The sequence below is a fragment of the Streptomyces sp. NPDC005898 genome, from assembly GCF_040629635.1.
In the GTDB taxonomy this organism is placed as follows: domain Bacteria; phylum Actinomycetota; class Actinomycetes; order Streptomycetales; family Streptomycetaceae; genus Streptomyces.
Map to the genome: position 1 here is coordinate 14,195 of NZ_JBEXWC010000043.1, position 20,209 is coordinate 34,403.

Sequence of the window (20,209 nt, forward strand, 5' to 3'; positions counted from 1 at the left end):
ACGAAATTTCGAACGTATGTGACCGCGATCCGCAGCCGAGGAATGAGACCCCCATGGCGCCCTCTCCCCGCCCCGCGTCCTCACCCGCCCGACGTGCCGTCCTGCGTGCCGCGGCCCTCGCGGCGGCGGCGCCCGCCCTGTCCTGCCTCGGCGCGGGCCGCGCCACGGCCGCCCCGGGAGCAGCGCCGGAGGTCGCGTCGGGCGTCGCGCCGGCCGCCCCCGCCGCCTGGGTGGTGCGGCCCTTCGCGCTCAAGGACGTGGCGTTGCGCGAGGGCGTCTTCACCGCCAAGCGCGCCCTGATGCTCGACCACGGCCGGGGCTACGACGTGGACCGGCTGCTCCAGGTCTTCCGCGCCAACGCCGGACTCTCCACCCGCGGCGCCGTGGCCCCCGGGGGCTGGGAAGGCCTCGACGGCGAGGCGAACGGCAATCTGCGCGGCCACTACACCGGCCACTTCCTGACCATGCTCTCCCAGGCCTACGCCGGCACCGGCGACGCGGCGTACGCCGACAAGGTGCGGTACATGACCGGCGCACTCATGGAGGTCCGCGCGGCGCTGCGCGAGGAGCCCGAACTCCTGCGCGGCGAGGGGAGGTTCGGCACGGCGCCGACGTATGTCCGAGGCTCCCACCAGTACGTCGACCTGCCCTCCGGGGTGCTGGGCGGTGGCCCGGCGCTCACCTTCTCGGCCTGGGTCAGGCCCGCGCACGACGCCGCCTGGGCCCGCGTCCTCGACTGCGGCGACGACACCACCCGCTACCTCTACCTGGCCGCCCGCGACGCCGAGGGCGTCCCCCGGTTCGCCGTCACGACCAGGGGCCCCGGCGGCGAGCAGTCCCTCGTCGGCACCGCGCCCCTGCCCGTGGGCCGGTGGAGCCATCTCGCGGTGACGCTCACCGGCGGCACCGGCAGGCTCTACGTCGACGGCGCGCAGGTCGCCGAGAACACCGCGATGACCCTCGGTCCGGCGGCGCTCGGCCCCCTGAAGGACCACTGGCTCGGGCGGTCCCACTTCCCCGGCGACCCCGTGTTCGCCGGCTCGTTCGACGCGGTCGACCTCTGGTCGCGGGCGCTGACCGCCGCCGAGATCGCCGCGCTCCAGGACGCCCCCGCCGCCCGGACCCCGGCCGGGCGCGGCGACCTCGCCTCGTACGCCTTCGACGAGAGTGGCGGCGGCAGGTTCGCCGACGCGTCCGGCCGCGACCGGACCGCCGCCCTGCGCCGCACCTGGGACGGCCCGAGCCATCCCGGGTTCCTCGCGGCGTACCCCGAGACGCAGTTCATCACCCTGGAGTCGATGACCGGCCCCGACTACCACGTGGTGTGGGCGCCCTACTACACGGCCCACAAGATCCTGCGCGGGCTGCTCGACGCGTACCTCCACGTCGGCGACGAGCGCGCCCTCGATCTCGCGTCCGGCCTGTGCGACTGGATGTACGCGCGCCTCTCCCCGCTGCCCGACGCCGTCCGGCAGCGGATGTGGGGCATCTTCTCCAGCGGGGAGTTCGGCGGGATCGTCGAGGCGATCTGCGATCTGCACGCGGTCACCGGCGAGGGCCACCACCTCGCCCTGGCCCGCCTGTTCGACCTCGACAGGCTCATCGACGCCTGCGCGGCGGGCACCGACACCCTCGACGGGCTCCACGCCAACCAGCACATCCCCGTCTTCACCGGCCTGCTGCGGCTGTACGACGAGACCGGCGAGCGGCGCTACCTGGACGCCGCGCGGAACTTCTGGAAGATGGTCGTCCCGACCCGGATGTACGGGATCGGCGGTACCAGCACCGGGGAGTTTTGGAAGGCGCGCGGCGTCATCGCGGGCACGCTGAGCGACACCACCGCCGAGACGTGCTGCGCGTACAACCTGCTGAAGCTGGACCGCGCGCTGTTCTTCCACGAGCAGGACCCGGCATACATGGACCACTACGAACGGGCCCTGTACAACCAGATCCTGGGCTCCAAGCAGGACACGGCCGACGCCGAGAAGCCCCTGGTCACGTACTTCATCGGGCTGACGCCCGGCCAAGTGCGCGACTACACGCCCAAGCAGGGCACCACCTGCTGCGAGGGCACGGGCCTGGAGAGCGCCACCAAGTACCAGGACTCGATCTACTTCCAGCAGGCCGACGGCTCGGCCCTGTACGTCAACCTCTACAGCCCCTCGACGCTCACCTGGGCGGCCAAGGGCGTCACCGTCACCCAGAGCACCGACTTCCCTCGGGAGCAGGGCACCACCCTCACCGTCCGGGGCGCCACCGCCACCTTCGACCTGCGGCTGCGGGTGCCCGCGTGGGCGACGGGCGGGTTCGCCGTGTCCGTCAACGGCAGGAGGACGAAGACGACCGCGACGGCGGCGGGCGGCTACCGCTCCCTGTCGCGCACCTGGCGCGACGGCGACACCGTGCGCGTCACCGTCCCGTTCCGGCTGCGTACGGAAGCGTGCCCCGACGCCCCGGAGATCCAGACCCTGTTCTACGGCCCCGTGAACCTCGTCGCCCGCGACCGGGGCAAGGACTACCTCCGGTTCGGCCTCTACCGCGGTGCCGCGCTCTCCGGGGACCTGCTGCCGACCTTCACGCCGGTCGCCGGGAAGCCGCTCCATCTCACCCTGGAAGGCGTGGAGTTCGCACCGTTCCTCGAAGGCACCGAGGACCCGACACACGCCTACTTCCGGCGGACCGAGCCCCACGTGGTGTTCGGCGGGACCGACTCGGGCGTCGCCAACCCGAAGGGACCCGACGGCACGACGCTCCTCGACGCCGTCTGGTCGGCGGCACCCTTCGGAAGCAAGACGGCGCTCGTCCGGCACGTCCGCGCCACCGTCGACTCCTGGGTGACCGCCGGGAGGCTGACCGCGGCGGACGGGGAGAAGGCGGTGGCCACGGCGAAGAGAGCGTCCTACGTCGCCTAGTCCGCCGATGCTCTCCGCCCCCGACGAGCCGGCCGACGTCCTGCTCGCGGCGGCGGCGGGAGAGGGGCGCCGGCCGGAGACCGGTTCCGTCGGCTAGGCGGTCTCGCCCGGGGTGGTCTTGTCGTACGTGAGGAAGAGGGTGCCGCTGTCGAGGAGGACGGTGTCGGAGCGCTCGTACAGCGTGGGCTCGAAGGCGGTCTTCGCCGAGAACAGCGGCGTGCCCGAGCCCAGCGTCAGCGGGGCCAGCTTGACGACCAGACGGTCGATCTCGCCGCGCAGCGCACCGGCGAGTTCGCCGCCGCCGCACAGCCAGATGTCCTTGCCCTCCTCGCGCTTGAGCTCGCGGACCTTGGCGACGGGGTCGGTGGCGACGAGTTCGACGGCGGGGTCGGGGCTCTCGGTGAGGGTGCGGGTGAAGACGTAGTGCTTCAGGTGCGGGTAGCAGTCGGGGAAGCCGGCGTCCACGCCGACCATGTACGTCCTGCGGCCTTCGAGGATCGTGTCGAAGTGCTCCCCCTCGGCGGTGATGCCGAGCGCCTGCCTCGCCTGGGCGGGGAGGGTCTCGGGGTACGTCTGCGCGAGGTGCTGGACGTAGTCCTGGCTGACGGGCCAGAAGCCGTCGGGGCCGGTGGGGTCGGACCCGTCGGGCCCGGCGATGAATCCGTCGAGGCTGACGGCGATGAAGTAGACGAGCTTGCGCAAGTGGGCTCCTGGGGCGCGGTGGCGGCGGGTCGAGGTGAGCACGGCATTCGTTGTACTGCAACTGAAGTGGTTAGAACGTAGTACTCCACCCGGAGTGGTGTCAACGAATTTCAGCGACGACTTCGAACGAAGATCCCGCCCAGCCCCCGAGGACCCCTCGCACCCGCGCACAGAACGCCTCCACGGCGTCGAGGTCGGGCCGCTCCCCGGCCTGGAACATCGCCGCTTGAAGGGCCGGCCCCCACACGCCGCCGTGCCGGTCGATGTCACCGGTGCGGGCGGGCTGCACGACGAAGTGGAGGTGCCCCGGGACGCGCCCGGCGTGGGACCAGAGGCAGACGTACACCTGCTCGCAGTCCTCGGCGCAGGCCCGGGCCGCGCCCGCGACGCGGCGCAGCAACGGGCCGGACTCCGCCGCTTCCCCGGCGGTCAGCTCGTGCAGGCCGGTGACGTGCCGCAACGGTTTGACCACCAGGGTCCCCACCCCGAGCGGTCCCACGCAGTGTTCGACGGTCCAGTGGGCCGTGCGCAGCAGGGTGCCGCCGGGGAGGGGAGCCGTGCCGTCGGTCAGCGCGCAGGCCGGGCACCGGGTGCCGGAGGGCATGGCTAGCCGTCCAGGAGGGCCAGTTGGTCGAGTGCCTTGCGTACGCGGGCGGTGAGGTCGGCCTCGCCCACCTCGTGGTGGGCGACCGCGAACGTGCGCGACGGGGGCTTCCTCGACCACTCGAACGTGGAGCGGGCCGCGCGTCGCACGTACACGAGGGCGCCGACGACGTTCCGGTCGATCTCCGGCGGCTCCTGGTCGCCGTCCCTGCTCCCCCACGCGAACAGCCTGCGAAATCCCATGACGCGTCCCCTCCCCATGTACGTGCGGCGCAGCATAACTCCTGACCACAGCCCTCTTCGGGCGTCATGGAACACGCCGCCGGGGCGGGGAGGTGTGTCTCCCCGCCCCGGCGGCGGTGTCCTTCTCCGGCGAGCGGCCGGCGGTGGTGCTACTTCTTCGCGCCCGCCCCGGCGGTGGCGGGCTCGGCCGCCGCCTCGTCGGTCCGCGCCGGCGCGTCCCGGTCCTTGCGCGGCAGCAGCACCGCCACGAGGACCGTGCCGACGCCGAGGATCACCGCGCCGACCATGCTGGTGTGCGCCACCGCGTCGGAGAACGCGGAGCCGACCGCGTCGGCCATCTTGTGCGCGCCCTGGGCCAGTTGCTCGGCCTGCCCCTTGAGCTGGGCCGCCTGCTGCTGGGAGCCGGCGTGGGCCGCCCGCTCCGCCGTCGCGTGCGCCTTGTCGCCGATGCCCTGGGCGACCGCGTAGCCCGCGCCGACCGAGTCCTGGGCGGTGTCCAGCGTGCCGACGGGCAGCTTGGTGCCGGACGCGGCGGCCGCGTCCTCCAGCTTGGCGGAGTACGAACTGGCCAGCACCGAGCCGAGGATGGCGATGCCGAGCGAGCCGCCCAGCTCCAGGGAGGTGTCGTTGACCGCGCCGCCGACGCCCAGCTCGGCCTCCGGGAACGCCCCCATGATCGCGTCGGTGCAGGGCGAGAGCGCGAGGCCGATGGCCAGGCCGAGGACGATCAGCGGGGCCACGAAGTCCCCGTACGAGGACGTCGCGTCGACCCGGGTGAGCAGCGCGAGCGCCACCGTGCCCGCGACCATGCCCGCCGACACCGTGATCTTCATGCCGACGCGCGGGGTCAACAGGCCCGTGAGCGCCGAGCCGACGAAGACCGCGCCGGCGAGCGGCAGCATGCGCACGCCGGTCTCCAGCGGGTTGTAGCCGAGCACGAACTGGAGGTGCTGCGTGAGGTAGTAGAACGCGCCGAAGACCGCGAGGAAGAACAGTGCCACCGCGAGGTTCGAGCCGGCGAAGCGGCGGTCGAGGAAGCGGCGGACGTTCAGGATGGGGTGCGGGTGGCGCAGCTCCCAGGCGACGAAGGCCAGCAGGCCCACGCCCGCGACGACCGCCGCGGAGATCGCCTTGGCGTCCCAGCCGAAGTGCGGTCCCTGGATGATCATGTAGACGAGCGCGCCGGTCCACACGACGGAGAGCAGACCGCCGACGTAGTCGATGCGGTCGTGGTGCCCGGCCTTGGACGGCGGGATGAGCACGAAGGCGCCGACGATGGCGAGGGCGGCCACCGGCACGTTGATCAGGAAGGTGGAGGACCAGCCGTGGTCCTCCAGGAGCGCGCCCGCGACCAGCGGACCCGCGGCGATCGCGAGGCCGGCGGTGGCGGTCCACAGCACGATGGCCTTGGCCCGCTCCCCCTTGGGGAAGGTCGCCGCGAGCAGCGACAGGGTGGCCGGCATGATCATGGCCGCGCCGAGCCCCATGACGGCACGGGCCGCGATGACCCCGCCGGAGCTGTCGACGAGCGAGCCCGCGACGGCTCCGCCGCCGAAGACGACGAGGCCGAGGACGAGCGCCCCGCGCCGGCTGTACTTGTCGCCGATGGCGCCGAGCAGCAGCATCAGCGCCGCGTACGGCACGGTGTAGCCGTCGATGACCCACTGGAGGTCGGAGCTGGAGAGGCCGAGGTCCTTGGTCATGTCGGGGGCGGCGACGGTCAGCGCCGTGTTCGCCATGACGATGATCAGCAGGCTCAGGCAGAGCACCCCCAGCGCCCACCAGCGGCGCGCGTACGGCCCCTTCATCTCCTCGACCGGTTGCTTCATGACTAGAGCCACCGAAGTCTCACCCTTCCCTGCCGCTGTGCGTCTCTTGCTTTCCGGTGACCTTGCACAGCACTGTGCAATTACACACCCATGTGCAATTTACGCCATTGCACACAGCTGTGCAAAACGGCCGCGGGTCCGCCGTCGCCGGGCCGCGTGCAAAATGGAGCCCATGAGCCGAGCCGACGCCAACCGCCGCCGCATCCTGGAGGTCGCCCTCGCCGAACTCCTCCGCGATCCGGACGCGTCCATGGACCAGATCGCGCGCGCCGCAGGCGTCGTGCGCAGGACCGTGTACGGGCACTTCCCCAGCCGGGAGGCCCTGGTCGGCGCGCTCCTCGACGGCGCCGTCGAGGCGGTCGCCGCCGCCCACGCCTCCGGGCGGGCCCAGTCGGAGGACCCCGCCGCGTCCCTCGCCCACTCCATGGTCGCCGTCTGGGAGATCGCCGACGGCTACCGCCTGCTGGTCGGCCTCGCCCAGCGCAGCGTGGCGATGGAGGGCATCCGCCAGCGGCTCGCCCCGGTGCGCAAGGAGTGCGTGAACGTCCTGCGGGCGGGCCTGTCGGACGGCTCCTTCACCTCGTCCCTGCCGCCCGCCGCCCTCGCCTACGTCCACGAACAGCAGCTCTTCGGCCTGATGGAGGCCGTCAACGACGGCCTCCTCGACCCCGGGGACGCGGGCCGGGCCGCCGCGTCGACGGCCCTGCTCTCGGCGGGCGTCCCGGTGGAGCGCGCGCGGGAGATCATCGCGCGTCTGCCGTAGGCCGCGCCGCGGTTCCCGTCGCCGGTGAGTCCGCCCTCCGAGCCCCGTCCCGGGCCCGGTCGCGGACTCCTGCCGGTGGAGCCCGCGTACCGCTCTCGTTGTACAACCGGCCCGGCTGATACGTGGGTTGCACAGGTACATCAACCCGCTGCGGGACGACCCGGCCGGCCCCTTCGCCATAGCGTCTCGGCACACACACCGCGGCTTCCGCGGAAGTGCCGATGACCGGAAAGGTGAAGTGGTCCCATGTCTCGTCTCTTCTCCACCCGCACCCGACTGCGCCGCGCCGCCGTGGCGGCGGGCGCCCTGATGGCCCTGACGACGGCGGTGGGCGCGGCCCAGGCGTCCCCCGCCGCCGACCAGGGCCGGGTCAAGGCGACCGCCGCCCCGGCGGACTGTCCGAAGTACTACTTCTGCGGCTACAAGGACGCGAACTTCAAGCGCCTGGCGTTCAAGTTCAAGGACTGCTACATGCAGGAGATCCCCGACGGGCTGAACAGCGGCGGCTCCTGGTACAACAACCAGTCCGCCGGCACCAAGGCGAAGATGTACAACAAGGCCAAGCAGCTCATCTACACCACCCCGGGTGCGCCCTCGAAGGACGCGTACGGCGACTGGGGCCCCGTCTGGTACGTGGACGCCTGCTAGCTCCCCGCACCGGGGCACGCGTCACCGCCCGCCGGCAGCCCGCGTGACGGGCCCGTCGGCGGGCGGTCGCCCCGGTCACACCGTCGCCGGCTCCTTGCCGCCCTCGCTCCGCCGCTCCGGCGCCGCGGGTTCCGGGGAGCGCGGGTCGGGGCCGTCGTGGCCGTCGTAGTCGTGGTGGCCATCGTGGCCGTCGTCCACCAACGTACGCTCGTCGAAGGGGAGTTGCCCGGCGAGGACGGCCGTGACCCGCTCCTTGTCGACCTCCTTGGTCCACGTGCCGATCAGCAGCGTGGCCACCGCGTTGCCCGCGAAGTTGGTGAGGGCGCGGGCCTCGCTCATGAAGCGGTCGACGCCGATGATCAGGCCCACCCCGTCGACCAGGGCGGGCTTGTGCGACTGGAGGCCGCTCGCGAGGACCGCGATGCCCGAACCGGACACGCCCGCCGCGCCCTTGGACGCGATCATCATGAACAGCAGCAGCGAGATCTGCTCCCCGATGCCGAGCGGCTGGTCCATAGCGTCGGCGATGAAGAGGGAGGCCATGGTCAGGTAGATCATGGTGCCGTCGAGGTTGAAGGAGTAGCCGGTCGGGACGGTGATGCCGACGACCGGACGGCTGACCCCGAGGTGCTCCATCTTCGCGATGAGCCGCGGCAGCGCGGACTCCGAGGACGAGGTCGACAGGATCAGCAGGAACTCGCGGCCCAGGTACTTCAGGAGCTTGAAGAGGTTGACCCCGGCCACCAGGCGCACCAGCGTGCCGAGGACGAGCACGATGAACAGGGCGCAGGTGACGTAGAACCCGACCATGATCGTGGCGAGCGCCTTCAGCGCGTCCACGCCGGTCTCGCCGACGACGGCGGCCATCGCACCGAACGCGCCGACGGGCGCGGCCCACATGATCATGCCGAGCACGCGAAAGACCAGCTTCTGGATGTGCTCGATGCCGCGCAGCACCGGCGCGCCCGAGCGCCCCATGGCCTGCAGGGCGAAGCCCACGAGCAGCGCGACGAGCAGCGTCTGGAGCACCTCGCCCTGGGTGAAGGCGGACACCAGCGTCTTGGGGATGATGCCGAGCGCGAAGTCGACGAGGCCCTTGTCCGCCTCGTCGGCCGCGCTGTGGCCGGCACCCTTCTCGGACTCGGTGAGGTCCATGCCCGAGCCCGGGTGGAGGATGTTGCCGACGACGAGGCCGATGGCGAGCGCCACGACCGACATGGCGAGGAAGTACGCGAGCGCGAGCCCTCCCACCTTGCCGACCTTGGCGGCCTTGCGGACCGAGCCGACGCCGAGCACGATCGTGCAGAAGATGATCGGCGAGATCATCATCTTGATGAGGTTCACGAAGCCGGCGCCGACCGGCTTCAGCTCCTTGGCGAAGTCCGGCCAGATGAAGCCGACGGCGATGCCGAGCAGCACGGCGCCGATGACGGCGATGTAGAGGTAGTGCGTGCGGTCCCGCCGGGCGGGGGGTGCCATGTGCGGGTCGGCCGTGCTGGTCACGGGGCCCTCCTTGAACGACGACGTCGGCGTTGTGGTGCCCGCAGTGCGTGCGGCTCACGTCCTGGGATCCCGGCGACTATCTCCCGGCCGGTGAGGGCGGTCACCCTTGCGTTCATTTAGTTCGCACTTATACGACGGCGGGGCGACGAGGCAGACTGGCACCATGTCCCGCACTCGCCCACCCCGTCGGCGCCGCCTGCCGCGCAGCCTGGCGGGCCAGCTCTTCGCGATGCAGATCGTGCTGGTCACGGCCGTGGTCGCCGGGTGCGCGCTCTTCACCTATCTGAGCGACAAGCGCCAGGCGGAGGACGCGGCGCGCCACCAGGCGACCGCGGCGGCCCGGGCGGTCGCGGACTCTCCCTCGGTACGAGAGGCCATACGCGAGGACGACGAGCCCTCGAAGCGGCTCCAGCCGTACGCGAGCCGGGTGCAGCGGCACACGGACGTCGACTTCGTGACGATCATGGATCCGCGCGGCATCCGCTGGACGCACCCCGACGAGCGGCGCATCGGCGAGCGTTTCCTCGGCCACACGGCGCGGGCGCTGCGCGGCGAGACCTTCGCGGAGACCTACACCGGCACCCTCGGCCCCTCGGTGCGGGTGGTCACGCCGATCCGGGCGGGCGAGGCGGGCGAGGGGCGCGTCATCGGCCTGGTCTCCGCGGGCATCACCATCGAGGAGATCACCGAGAAGGCGCGCGGCCAGCTCCTCGCGCTGCTCGGTGTCGCGGCGGCCGCGCTCGTCCTCGGCGGCATCGGCACGTACGTCGTCAACGCGCGCCTGCGCCGCAGCACGCACGGCATGAACGCGGCCGAGCTGAGCCGGATGCACGACTACCACGAGGCGGCGCTGCACGCGGTGCGCGAGGGACTGCTGATGCTCGACGGGCAGCGGCGCATCGCGCTGATCAACGACGCCGGCCGGGAGCTGCTCGGCGTCCCCGGCGACACCGTGGGCCGCAATGTCGCCGAGCTGGGGCTGCCGGCGCCCCTCACGGGAGCGCTGCTGGCCTCCGAGCCCCGGGTGGACGAGCTGCATCTGACCGCCGACCGCGTGGTGGTCGTCAACACCTCCCCCGTCTCGGGCGGCGAGCGCAGGGGCACGGTCGTCACCTTGCGCGACCACACGGAACTCCAGGCGCTCACCGGCGAGTTGGACTCGGAGCGCGGCTTCACGCGGGCGCTGCGTTCGCAGGCCCACGAGGCGGCGAACCGGCTGCACACCGTCGTCTCCCTCATCGAGCTGGGCCGCGCCGAGGAGGCCGTCGACTTCGCCACCGCCGAGCTGGAACTGGCGCAGGCGCTGACCGACCAGGTGGTGGCCGCCGTCAGCGAGCCGGTCCTCGCGGCACTGCTCCTCGGCAAGGCGGCGCAGGCCAACGAGCACGGCGTGGAGCTGGTCGTCTCCGCCGACAGCAGCATCGACGACGGCATGCTCCCGGCGTCCCTGTCCTCCCGCGACCTGGTGACGGTCCTCGGCAACCTCATCGACAACGCGGTCGACGCGGCGCAGGGCTCCCCGGCCGCCCGGGTCACGGTGACGGCACGCGCCGACGGAACGGGTCTCCTGCTGCGCGTCGCGGACACGGGCCCCGGCGTCGAACCCGCCCTGCGGGAGGCGGTCTTCGAGCGGGGCTGGTCGACCAAGGCGGCGACGGGCCGCGGCCTCGGCCTCGCCCTGGTCCACCAGACGGTGACACGCAACGGCGGCACGCTGACCCTGCGGGGTTCCGCGGAGGGCGGCGCCGAATTCGAGGTGACGCTGGCGTTTGGGGCGGACGGGTGGTCCGGGGCGGACGGGGTCGCTGGGGCTGCCGTGCCGGCCGGGGGCACTGTGTCATCCGGGGCCGCCGTGTCGTCCGGGACGGACGTGCCTGCCGGGACCACTGGGGCGGCCGGGGCTGCTGGGGCGGTCGTGCCTGCCGGGGTGGCCGGGGTCGCCGTGCCTGCCGGGGCTGCCGGGACCACCGGGACCACCGGAGCTGCCGTGCCTGCCGGGGTGGCCGGGACCACCGGGACCACCGGGACCACCGGAGCTGCCGTGCCTGCCGGGGTGGCCGGGACCACCAGGGCTGCCGTGCCTGCAAGGGCGGCCGGGACTGCCAGGGCCGCTGGGGCACCCGGAGCACCCGGGCCAGCCGTGCCGCCGTCCGAGGTCGAGCTCGGCAGTCGGGGAGGTGCGGGGCGGTGATTCGCGTGCTCGTGGTCGAGGACGATCCCGTCGCGGCCGACGCCCATGTCCTGTACGTCAACCGCGTGTCCGGGTTCGAGGCCGTCGCGAGGCCCGCCCACTCCGCCGCCGAGGCCCGCCGCGTCCTCGACCGCACCCCCGTCGACCTGATCCTGCTGGACCTGCACCTGCCCGACGGGCACGGCCTCCAACTGGCCCGCTCCCTGCGCGCCGCGGGCCACCCCGCGGATGTGATCGCGGTGACCTCGGCCCGCGATCTCGCCGTGGTCCGCGAGGGCGTGTCCCTCGGCGTCGTCCAGTACGTCCTGAAGCCGTTCACCTTCGCCACCCTCCGCGACCGCCTCACCCGGTACGCGGAGTTCCGCACGGCCGCCGCCGAGGGCGAGGCGACCGGTCAGGACGAGGTGGACCGCGCGCTCGCCACGCTGCGCGCCCCGGGCCCGGCCGCGCTGCCGAAGGGCCTCAGCGGTCCCACCCTGGAACGCGTCATACGCACCCTCCGGGCCGCCCCCGAGGGCCTGACCGCCACCGCGGCCGCCCAGGCGGCGGGCCTGTCCCGCATCACCGCGCGGCGCTACCTGGAACACCTGGTCGACACCGCCCGCGCGGCCCGCAGCCCGCAGTACGGCCATGTCGGGCGCCCGGAGCTGGTGTACCGGTGGCTCACGGCGACGGAGCGGCCTCCCGCTCCGGGCGCGTCGCCGACGTAGTCCTATAACAACGTTGTCAGGTGGATGACGGGCGTCAACGCCCATCCGTGGCACGGGCATTGACCTTGCTCCGAGCGCGCCCTTACGTTCACCGGGCAGCTCCGCGTTGCACCCCGCGCTGTAGGAGGTCGTGCCCGTGCGTCCCACCACCACCCCGCTGCTGCTCACCGCCACCGCCCTGCTGGCCGCCGGCACCCTCACCGCGTGCGGCGGCGGCGCCGACGACGACCCCGACACGGTGAAGGTCTCTTTCAAGCAGTCCACGGACAACGAGATCCGGATCATGGACACGTTCCTGACGGACCTCAAGAAGCAGTTCGAGAAGGCGAACCCCGGCAAGAAGGTCGAGCTGGTGCCGATCAAGGCGCCGGACTCGGAGTACTACACGAAGCTCCAGCAGATGCTGCGCTCCCCCAAGACCGCGCCCGACCTGGTGTACGAGGACACCTTCCTCATCAACTCCGACATCACGAGCGGGTACTTGAAGCCGCTGGACCCCTATCTCGACAAGTGGGACGACTGGGACCAGTTCATCGACACGGCCAAGGCGGCGGCGAAGGCGGCCGACGGGAAGACGTACGGCGTGCCGGACGGCACGGACACGCGCGGCCTGTGGTTCAGCAGGGCGATCTTCAAGAAGGCGGGGCTGCCGCAGGACTGGCGGCCGAAGGACTGGGACGAGGTCCTCGACGCGGCCCGCACGATCAAGAAGAAGGTCCCGGGCGTCACCCCTTTGAACGTCTACACCGGGAAGCCGGCCGGCGAGGCGGCGACCATGCAGGGCTTCCAGATGCTCGCCTACGGGACGGGCGAGGACCCGCTGTACGACCCGAAGGCGAAGAAGTGGGTCACCGGCGGCAAGGGCTTCAAGGACTCCCTGAAGTTCGTGGAGACGGTCTACGACGAGAAGCTCGGCCCCGACGTCTCCGACGCCCTCGACCCCAACTTCGCGACGCGCGTGCGCGGTGAGCTGCTGCCCGAGGGCAAGCTGGGCATCGCCCTCGACGGCTCGTGGCTGCCGCAGGACTGGGGCAAGGGCGCGGGGCACGAGTGGCCCGCGTGGTCGCGGGAGCTGGGCCTGGCCCCCATGCCGACGCAGCACGGTCAGGCGCCCGGCAAGGTGAGCATGTCCGGCGGCTGGACCTGGGCCGTCCCGGCCAAGGCGAGCAACCCCGACCTGGCCTTCGCGTTCATCGAGACGATGCAGACCAAGGCCAACGCCAAGAAGTGGTACGTCGCCAACTCGGGCATCGCGGTCCGCGAGGACGTCGCGAACGACCCCTCGTACGTGAAGGCGCAGCCCGGCATCAAGTTCTTCACCGACCTGGTCGCCACGACGCACTACCGGCCCGCGTATCCCGCGTACCCGAAGGTCTCGACCGCGATCCAGGAGGCGATGGAGTCGGTGACGACGGGCGACAGCTCGGTGGAGGAGGCGGCGAACGGCTACGACGAGGAGGTCGAGTCGGCGACGGACGGCGAGGTCATCGAGAAGTAGCGCCGCCCCCCGCCCGCCCCGACGCCGGGCCGCCCCGAGGCCGGGCCGCCCTGACGCCCGCCGTCCGGGCACCCGGCTGCGGGGCACCCGGCCGGTACGCCGGCACAGAGAACCGTGCCGCCCACCCCGGCGAACGGGTCACCGGTGCCGGCACCGCACGCCATCCCTCCCGTGACCGCCCGCCACCGGTACCAGAGAGCGAGTGCCCGTACATGACCACCGTGCCCCCCGCTCCCCCCGGTGGCGTCGCCAAGACGGCGCCGGGGCCGGACGCGCCACCACCACCGCCGCCGCCCGCCCGCCGCACAGGCGCCCGTACCCGGCGGGGCCTGCTCAGGGCCCTGCCCGTCTCCCCCGCCGTCGTCCTGCTCGCCCTGTTCCTCGCGGGGCCGATCGCGTACTGCGCGTACATCGCCTTCACCGACCTCCAGCTGACCGGCCAGGCCGAGTCGAGCTTCGTGGGGTTCGACAACTTCCGGGAGGCGTTCGGCGACGAACGGTTCCTCAACGCGGTCTGGCTCACCCTCGTCTTCACGGTCCTGTCCTCCCTCATCGGCCAGAACACGCTGGGCCTTGCCCTCGCCTCCCTCATGCAGCGCGCGTCGAAGCCGGTCCGCACCCTCACGGGCGCGATCGTCGTCACGGCCTGGGTGCTGCCGGAGGTCGTCGCGGGCTTCCTCCTCTACGCCTTCTTCCGCCGCGAGGGCACCCTCAACGCCGTCCTGGACTTCCTCCATCTGCCGTCCCAGAACTGGCTGTTCACCCTGCCGATCCTCGCCGTCTCGTTCGCGAACGTATGGCGCGGGACGGCCTTCTCGATGCTGGTCTACTCCGCCGCCCTCAACGAGATCCCCCAGGAGATCACCGAGGCCGCGCAGATGGACGGCGCGAGCGGCTGGCGCCGCATGTGGCACATCACGCTGCCGATGATCCGCCGCTCGATCGGCACGAACCTCATGCTCAACACCCTCCAGACGCTCTCCGTGTTCGGTCTGATCTGGGTGATGACACGCGGCGGCCCGGGAAACCGCAGCCAGACCCTGCCGCTGTTCATGTACGAGCAGGCCTTCCAGAAGAGCATGATCGGGTACGGCACGGCGGTGGCCCTGCTCCTGCTCCTGGTCGGCTCGCTGTTCTCCCTCGTCTACATGCGCCTGTTGCGTACGGAGGTCTGAGTGGCCCTCACCAAGCGTGCGAGCACCGCGCGTTCGCGGCGCAGGAAGCACCGTCTCGCGGCCGACGCGGGCCTGCTGGTCGTGGCGGCGGCGTTCGTGCTGCCCCTCGCCTGGGTGGTCCTGTCCTCCTTCGACCCGGAGGCGGACCTGCGGGTACGCCTCCCCGACGGCCTCACCCTGGAAAACTACGACAAGGTCCTGACCCCCGAGATCACCTTCACGCCACTCCTCAACAGCCTCCTCCTGTGCGGGGGCGGCACGCTGCTCACGGTGGTCTGCGCGGCCCTCGCCGCCTATCCCCTCTCCCGCTACCGCTCCCGCCTGAACCGCCCCTTCATGCTGACGGTCCTCTTCGCGACGAGCCTGCCGATCACCGCGATCATGGTCCCGGTGTACGCGTTGTTCGTCCAGGTCGACCTGATCGACACGATGCAGGGCACGATCTTCTTCTTCGCCGCGTCCCAACTCCCCTTCGCCATCTGGCTGATGAAGAACTTCATGGACGGCGTCCCCAAGGAACTGGAGGAGGCGGCGTGGACGGACGGCGCCTCGTCCCTCCAGTCCCTGCTGCGGATCGTCCTCCCCCTGATGGGCCCCGGGGTGGCGGTCGTGACGGTCTTCTCGTTCGTCATGATGTGGGGCAACTTCTTCGTCCCCTTCATGCTCCTGCTCACCCCCGAGCAGATGCCGGCGTCGGTCAGCATCAACGACTTCTTCGGCAACAAGGGGACGGTCGTCTACGGCCAGCTGGCCGCGTTCTCCGTCCTCTACTCGACCCCGGTGATCCTCTTGTACGTCCTCGTCTCGCGCCGCCTGGGCGGGGGCTTCGCGCTGGGCGGGGCGGTGAAGGGCTGAGGGCGGGCACAGAACTGTGACATCCCTTCGCTCCGATACGTCCCTCGCGCCCCATTCGTGACGGCACATCTCCCTGGTATAGGGCCCCGCCTCGCACTAGCGTGCTGAGCCCGCACCCCCCTCCCCCACCTGCCAGGAGCCGACAGTGAACCGCCCCTTCCGCCTCGCGACGGCCGCGCTCACCGCGACCGCGGCCCTGCTGCTGACTTCCTGCGGCGGCGACGAGAAGCCCTCCGGGGACGACGACAAGATCGCCGGGGCGGAGCAGGGGGGCGAGAAGAAGTCCACGCCCCCGAGCGAGCCCGCGGACGCGACGGCGAAGCGGCCGGAGATCGAGCTGCCCGCGGATCTGACGTACGAGTTCGAGTGGGCCAGGACGGGCGACAAGAACAAGGACGCGGTGCTGGCCGACACCGAGCAGTACGTGAAGGCCGTCGACATGGCCATCGCCGAGCAGGACCCGCTGCACAAGGCCTACCGCTTCTACTCCGAGGGCGACGCGGCGGCCGGCAGCCAGAAGTTCGTCGAGGAGTACGTCGAGTACAAGGACCGGATCACCGGCGTGAAGCGTTTCTACAACGCGCGGGTGGACGTGACGGGCGGCAGGACGGCAGGCCTCGTCTACTGCGAGGACCAGCGCAAGGCGCACAACAAGAGCCTCAAGACGGGGAAAACCGCCAAGGCCGCCGCGCCTTCCAGGGACGACTTCGTGCTCTACAGCAGCCGACTGCACAGGAACGATCAAGGCGTCTGGATCACCGAGACGACCACATCCGACCGGGGGAACGCCACATGCCAGCCGTGAGAAGGACACCGCTCATAGCCGCCGGGGCCATGGTGCTGGCCGCGGCGCTGCTCCTGCCGGGACCCGCGTCGGCGCGCACGGGCCACGGCGGCACCACCAACGGCAGCGCCCAGGGCCCCACCGAGGACGGTGGTGACGGCACACTGACGGCCACCGCCGGCGGCATCAGTTACGACGAGTCCAAGAACGGTTCCGGACCCAGGTCCGGGACCATCGCCCCGACGGGCGACTACAGCCCGCCCCCCTGCTGGTACGGGCCGGCCTACACGCCCGCGCAGTTCAAGAAGGAGCGCGAGGCGGTCTGGGCGGTGGACTCCACCGGCCACTCGTGGGACCTGGAGCAGCGCAAGCGGTACGTCGAGGGCGGCCCGTACAAGAACTTCAACCTCGACAAGGCCGGCAAGGGCTACTGGTGGACGGGCTTCCCCAACAAGACGTACCCGCCCGGCTGGGACAAGTGCAACAAGGAGACCTTCTGGGTCGACGAGAACGAACCGCCCCCCGCCGGCCTCCCCACCATCGACCCGGAGCTCCTGGCGAAGCTGGCCTACGCGAGGATCCGCGTCCCCGGCACCAAGGTGTCCCTGGCCCCAAAGGCCGGGACGAAGGTGAACCTGCCGACGTGGGCGTGGCTGGACGGCACCGAGTTCAAGCCGGTGTCGGTGACGGCCCGGGTCCAGGTGCTCAACATCCAGGCCACGACCACCGCCGAACCCGTCTCCCTCAGGATCGACCCCGGCACACCGGACGCGGAGACCTATCCCGCGTCCGGCGTCTGCGACCTCGTGGGCAACAGGATCGGCACCCCGTACGCCAAGGGCAGGGCCGAGGAGACCCCGCCCTGCGGTGTGAAGTACCTGCGGTCGTCGGGGGACGGTTCGTACCCGTTGAAGGCGACGGTCACCTGGAAGATCCGCTGGACGGGGACGGGCATGGACGGTGAACGACCGCTCCCGGACGGCGAGTTCGGCGCGGAGCAGGACGTGGTCGTCCAGGAGATCCAGTCCGTCAACCGGTAGGGGGAACGGCCGCCGTTAGGATCATCGGCGTCGAAGGGGGAACGCCGTGCGGGGACGGTTGCTGAACGGCCGGTACGAGCTGCTCGCGCCGATCGGCGCGGGCGGCATGGGCCAGGTCTGGCGGGCCCGGGACCGGAGCCTGAACCGCGAGGTGGCGGTCAAGCTCCTCGTGCCGTCCGCGTCGGCGGACGCAGGCGAGCGGGCGCAGCTCCTGGCCCGTTTCCGCCAGGAGGCCCGCGCCGCCGCCGCCCTGGACAGCCCGTACATCGTCGCCGTGCACGACCACGGCGCGGACGGCGACGGCACCCCGTACCTGGTGATGGCCCTGGTGCAGGGCCGCTCGCTCGACCAGATCCTGCGCGAACGCGTGCGCGTACCGGTGGCGGAGGCACTGCGCTGGGCGGCGGACGTGTGCCGCGCCCTGGACGTGGCGCACACGGCGGGCGTCGTGCACCGCGACATCAAGCCCGGCAATGTGATGGTCGCGCGGGACGGCACGGCGAAGGTCGTGGACTTCGGCATCGCGACGTTCGTCGAGCGGGCGGCGGGCGACTCGCGCCTGACGCACACGGGGCAGCTGCCGTTCGGCAGCGTGCCGTATCTGGCGCCGGAGCGGTTCCGCCAGGAGGCGGGCGACGGCCGCACCGACCTGTACGCGCTCGGCTGCGTGCTCTACGAACTCCTTGTCGGCGGGCCCCCGTTCACCGGGACTGCGGCCGGTGTGATGTACCAGCACGTCAACGACGCGCCGCCGCGTCCGAGCGCGGCGCGCCCCGAGGTGACGCGGCCCGTGGAGCGCCTCGTCCTCGACCTCCTCGCCAAGGACCCCGATGACCGCCCGGCGGACGCGGCGACGACGCTCGACCGGATCCTGGCGGCGGCGCGGTCGCTGCCGCCGGACGCGGAGGCGGCCTCGGAGAAGGCACCGGCACGGGAGAGCGGCCCGGAGGGTGCCGGGTCACCCGCCCACGCCGACGCGGCGCCGTCGGGTCTGGTGCCGTTCGACGAGGCGTCGTCATCTCCCGCTGACGCGCGGCCACCGACCTCGGACGCCGCCGAAGGCGGGCCCTCCGCGCCCTGGGACTCGGTCCCTACGTCGTCCTCGCCCCGAACCCCGACCGTGCGGGTCCAGGACCCGGGCCCGCGACCGGCGGCGCCGCCCTCACTCGCGACCGCGCACACCCGGCCCGCGCTCCCTCGCGCGCAGCGGTCCGCCTCCCTCGGGAAGACCTCCACCCCGCTCGGGCAGACCACCGTCCCCCTCGCGCCCGGCCCCGGCCGCCGCTCCCGCAGGCGTCTGCTGCTCACTTCGGCCCTGATCCTCGCGGTCGGCATCCCCGTGGGCTTCGGCGTGCAGGCCCTCACCGCGTCGGACGCCGGTTCGACGCCGGGGACGCCCTCGGGCGCCGACGGCAAAGAGACGGTCCTTGAAATCGGCGTCGCCCACAGCTACCGGCACGTGGGCAATCCCCGGGGAACCGACGCGGGCCCGGACCCGGACCCGGACTCGTACGAGAAGGCGGAGTTGGACGCCTTCAGGACCCAGCAGCTGCGTACGGTCAAGTCGGCCCTCACCGAGACCCTCGGCGCCGAGGAGGCCGCGCGTTTCCGTGTCGTGCCGGTGACGGCGGACCCGGACACCACCGCGCGCGAGCTGCTCGCCGGCCACCCGGGCATGCTCGCCGTCGTCGGCGACACCGCGGACTTCGCCTGGGTGCACGACACGGACGAGGCGTTCCTGCCGGAGATCAGCACGTGCGCGGAGTACGCCCATGCCGACGGGGCGTTCGCGATCCCGGCGGACGAGGCCCGCCAGGGCGAGGCGATGGCCCGCTATCTGCGCGCGGAGACGACGGCGCGCCGGGTGCTCGTGGCGCAGGACGAGCTGTGGGCGGACCGCGAGGACGGCATCGGCACCGCGCTGCGCAGGGGCGGGCTCACCATGAAGGCGCTGGACGTCGAGCCCGGCAAGGTGAAGGCGGCGCGTATCCCCGCCGTGGTCGCGGCGGCGCGGGCGGACGCGGTCGTGGTGCCCACCGGTACGCGGGCCGACGTCTGGGCCAAGGCGCTGCGGGCCGACGGCTTCAAGGGCCCCGTCCTCACGCAGGCCGACCCGGAAGGCACCTGTGCCGACTCCGAGGACCGGGCCAGGGCCGAGGCGCGGGACAAGGACGTCCCGGCCGGCGTCCTGCGCACCCGCAACTACACGGGCGAACCGGACGACAACCTCCCCGCGCGGGGCAACCAGGAGCTGTACGACGGCGCCACGGCGCTGGCCGCGGCCCTCGAAAAGCTCCCGCCCGCCGACACCTCGGCCACCTCGGCCGTGTCGCTGCGCCACACCCTGGACCGCGAGATCCAGCGCGTCTCCGTGAACGGTGTCCTCGACGACGTCTCCTTCGAGAAGCGCCGCTCGGCACGGCAGCGCCCGGTGTGGTTCGACCGCCGCGAGGGAGCCGAGTGGGCCGAACTCGGCAAGGTGGACGCGGGCTTCGAACCGACGCGCCGGTGACGGTGCCCGCACGGCGTCCCGCCCCGAGCTTCACGACCGCACTCGCATTCGATAGTTTCGTCCGAGCGTGTGGTTGCTGAAGTCGCGGCAGGTACGGGGGACGTCACGTGGGGGGCCATCGACCGAAGGACTGGCATGTCCTGGATCTGGAGAAGGATCCGACGCCGGGTGATCCGCACCGGGTGCGCAAGCTGGCCAAGGACCTGCACGACTTCTCCGACGACGTCGGCAGGGTGCTGCG

At 72.1% G+C, this 20,209-nt stretch carries 16 protein-coding genes; 11 read left to right on the forward strand and 5 right to left on the reverse strand.

Annotation, left to right across the window (positions count from 1 at the left end):
* The first annotated feature begins 53 nt into the window (after positions 1-53).
* Positions 54-2,912: a beta-L-arabinofuranosidase domain-containing protein gene (locus ABZ385_RS32360; protein ID WP_358914114.1), complete on the forward strand. Its 2,859-nt coding sequence runs from the start codon at positions 54-56 to the stop codon at positions 2,910-2,912.
* A 93-nt stretch (positions 2,913-3,005) separates the two neighbouring features.
* Here the strand turns inward: ABZ385_RS32360 and ABZ385_RS32365 are convergent, their stop codons facing one another.
* From ABZ385_RS32365 to ABZ385_RS32380, 4 genes are all read right to left on the reverse strand, one after another.
* On the reverse strand, positions 3,006-3,614 hold the full coding sequence (locus tag ABZ385_RS32365; RefSeq protein ID WP_358699771.1) for a dihydrofolate reductase family protein: 609 nt from the start codon (positions 3,612-3,614) through the stop codon (positions 3,006-3,008).
* Between the two features lie 100 nt (positions 3,615-3,714).
* The gene (locus ABZ385_RS32370; protein WP_358914115.1) at positions 3,715-4,218 is read right to left on the reverse strand and encodes a hypothetical protein; all 504 of its coding nucleotides are present in this window, start codon (positions 4,216-4,218) and stop codon (positions 3,715-3,717) included.
* Positions 4,219-4,220: 2 nt separating this feature from the next.
* Positions 4,221-4,460, reverse strand: coding sequence for a hypothetical protein (locus tag ABZ385_RS32375; RefSeq protein WP_358914116.1), 240 nt, complete (start codon positions 4,458-4,460; stop codon positions 4,221-4,223).
* A gap of 149 nt (positions 4,461-4,609) precedes the next feature.
* The gene (locus ABZ385_RS32380) at positions 4,610-6,289 is read right to left on the reverse strand and encodes an MFS transporter (RefSeq protein ID WP_358914117.1); all 1,680 of its coding nucleotides are present in this window, start codon (positions 6,287-6,289) and stop codon (positions 4,610-4,612) included.
* Positions 6,290-6,461: 172 nt separating this feature from the next.
* Here ABZ385_RS32380 and ABZ385_RS32385 point away from each other — a divergent pair, with 172 nt between their 5' ends.
* Both ABZ385_RS32385 and ABZ385_RS32390 read left to right on the forward strand, forming a co-directional pair.
* A complete protein-coding gene (locus ABZ385_RS32385; protein WP_358587958.1) occupies positions 6,462-7,052 on the forward strand; it encodes a TetR/AcrR family transcriptional regulator in 591 nt (196 codons plus the stop codon).
* A 246-nt stretch (positions 7,053-7,298) separates the two neighbouring features.
* A complete protein-coding gene (locus ABZ385_RS32390) occupies positions 7,299-7,700 on the forward strand; it encodes a hypothetical protein (RefSeq protein WP_358587960.1) in 402 nt (133 codons plus the stop codon).
* Positions 7,701-7,775: 75 nt separating this feature from the next.
* Here the strand turns inward: ABZ385_RS32390 and ABZ385_RS32395 are convergent, their stop codons facing one another.
* The gene (locus ABZ385_RS32395) at positions 7,776-9,179 is read right to left on the reverse strand and encodes a cation:dicarboxylase symporter family transporter (protein WP_358589026.1); all 1,404 of its coding nucleotides are present in this window, start codon (positions 9,177-9,179) and stop codon (positions 7,776-7,778) included.
* Positions 9,180-9,366: 187 nt separating this feature from the next.
* Between ABZ385_RS32395 and ABZ385_RS32400 the strand changes: the two genes are divergently transcribed.
* The 8 genes from ABZ385_RS32400 (at position 9,367) to ABZ385_RS32435 (ending at position 19,968) form a co-directional block, all read left to right on the forward strand.
* The gene (locus tag ABZ385_RS32400; RefSeq protein ID WP_358589024.1) at positions 9,367-11,394 is read left to right on the forward strand and encodes a sensor histidine kinase; all 2,028 of its coding nucleotides are present in this window, start codon (positions 9,367-9,369) and stop codon (positions 11,392-11,394) included.
* A complete protein-coding gene (locus ABZ385_RS32405) occupies positions 11,391-12,104 on the forward strand; it encodes a response regulator (protein WP_358589022.1) in 714 nt (237 codons plus the stop codon). Before ABZ385_RS32400 ends, ABZ385_RS32405 begins: the two co-directional genes overlap by 4 nt.
* A gap of 130 nt (positions 12,105-12,234) precedes the next feature.
* On the forward strand, positions 12,235-13,602 hold the full coding sequence (locus tag ABZ385_RS32410) for an extracellular solute-binding protein (protein ID WP_358914118.1): 1,368 nt from the start codon (positions 12,235-12,237) through the stop codon (positions 13,600-13,602).
* A gap of 212 nt (positions 13,603-13,814) precedes the next feature.
* On the forward strand, positions 13,815-14,777 hold the full coding sequence (locus ABZ385_RS32415; RefSeq protein ID WP_358589018.1) for a sugar ABC transporter permease: 963 nt from the start codon (positions 13,815-13,817) through the stop codon (positions 14,775-14,777).
* Positions 14,778-15,632, forward strand: coding sequence for a carbohydrate ABC transporter permease (locus tag ABZ385_RS32420; protein WP_358914119.1), 855 nt, complete (start codon positions 14,778-14,780; stop codon positions 15,630-15,632).
* Positions 15,633-15,777: 145 nt separating this feature from the next.
* Positions 15,778-16,437, forward strand: a complete 660-nt coding sequence (locus tag ABZ385_RS32425) for a hypothetical protein (RefSeq protein WP_358914120.1) — start codon at positions 15,778-15,780, stop codon at positions 16,435-16,437.
* Entirely contained in the window at positions 16,425-17,456 is a 1,032-nt protein-coding gene (locus tag ABZ385_RS32430) for a hypothetical protein (protein WP_358589012.1), read from the forward strand. Before ABZ385_RS32425 ends, ABZ385_RS32430 begins: the two co-directional genes overlap by 13 nt.
* A 46-nt stretch (positions 17,457-17,502) precedes the next feature.
* Positions 17,503-19,968: a protein kinase gene (locus tag ABZ385_RS32435; RefSeq protein WP_358914121.1), complete on the forward strand. Its 2,466-nt coding sequence runs from the start codon at positions 17,503-17,505 to the stop codon at positions 19,966-19,968.
* Positions 19,969-20,209: the final 241 nt, after the last annotated feature.

Bases quoted from the DNA above. Each gene is read 5' to 3' on its own strand.
- ABZ385_RS32415 (WP_358589018.1), top strand. From the start codon at position 13,815: ATGACCACCGTGCCCCCCGCTCCCCCCGGTGGCGTCGCCAAGACGGCG.
- ABZ385_RS32380 (WP_358914117.1), bottom strand. From the start codon at position 6,289: ATGAAGCAACCGGTCGAGGAGATGAAGGGGCCGTACGCGCGCCGCTGG.
- ABZ385_RS32400 (WP_358589024.1), top strand. From the start codon at position 9,367: ATGTCCCGCACTCGCCCACCCCGTCGGCGCCGCCTGCCGCGCAGCCTG.
- ABZ385_RS32385 (WP_358587958.1), top strand. From the start codon at position 6,462: ATGAGCCGAGCCGACGCCAACCGCCGCCGCATCCTGGAGGTCGCCCTC.
- ABZ385_RS32360 (WP_358914114.1), top strand. From the start codon at position 54: ATGGCGCCCTCTCCCCGCCCCGCGTCCTCACCCGCCCGACGTGCCGTC.
- ABZ385_RS32390 (WP_358587960.1), top strand. From the start codon at position 7,299: ATGTCTCGTCTCTTCTCCACCCGCACCCGACTGCGCCGCGCCGCCGTG.
- ABZ385_RS32430 (WP_358589012.1), top strand. From the start codon at position 16,425: ATGCCAGCCGTGAGAAGGACACCGCTCATAGCCGCCGGGGCCATGGTG.
- ABZ385_RS32370 (WP_358914115.1), bottom strand. From the start codon at position 4,218: ATGCCCTCCGGCACCCGGTGCCCGGCCTGCGCGCTGACCGACGGCACG.
- ABZ385_RS32375 (WP_358914116.1), bottom strand. From the start codon at position 4,460: ATGGGATTTCGCAGGCTGTTCGCGTGGGGGAGCAGGGACGGCGACCAG.
- ABZ385_RS32395 (WP_358589026.1), bottom strand. From the start codon at position 9,179: ATGGCACCCCCCGCCCGGCGGGACCGCACGCACTACCTCTACATCGCC.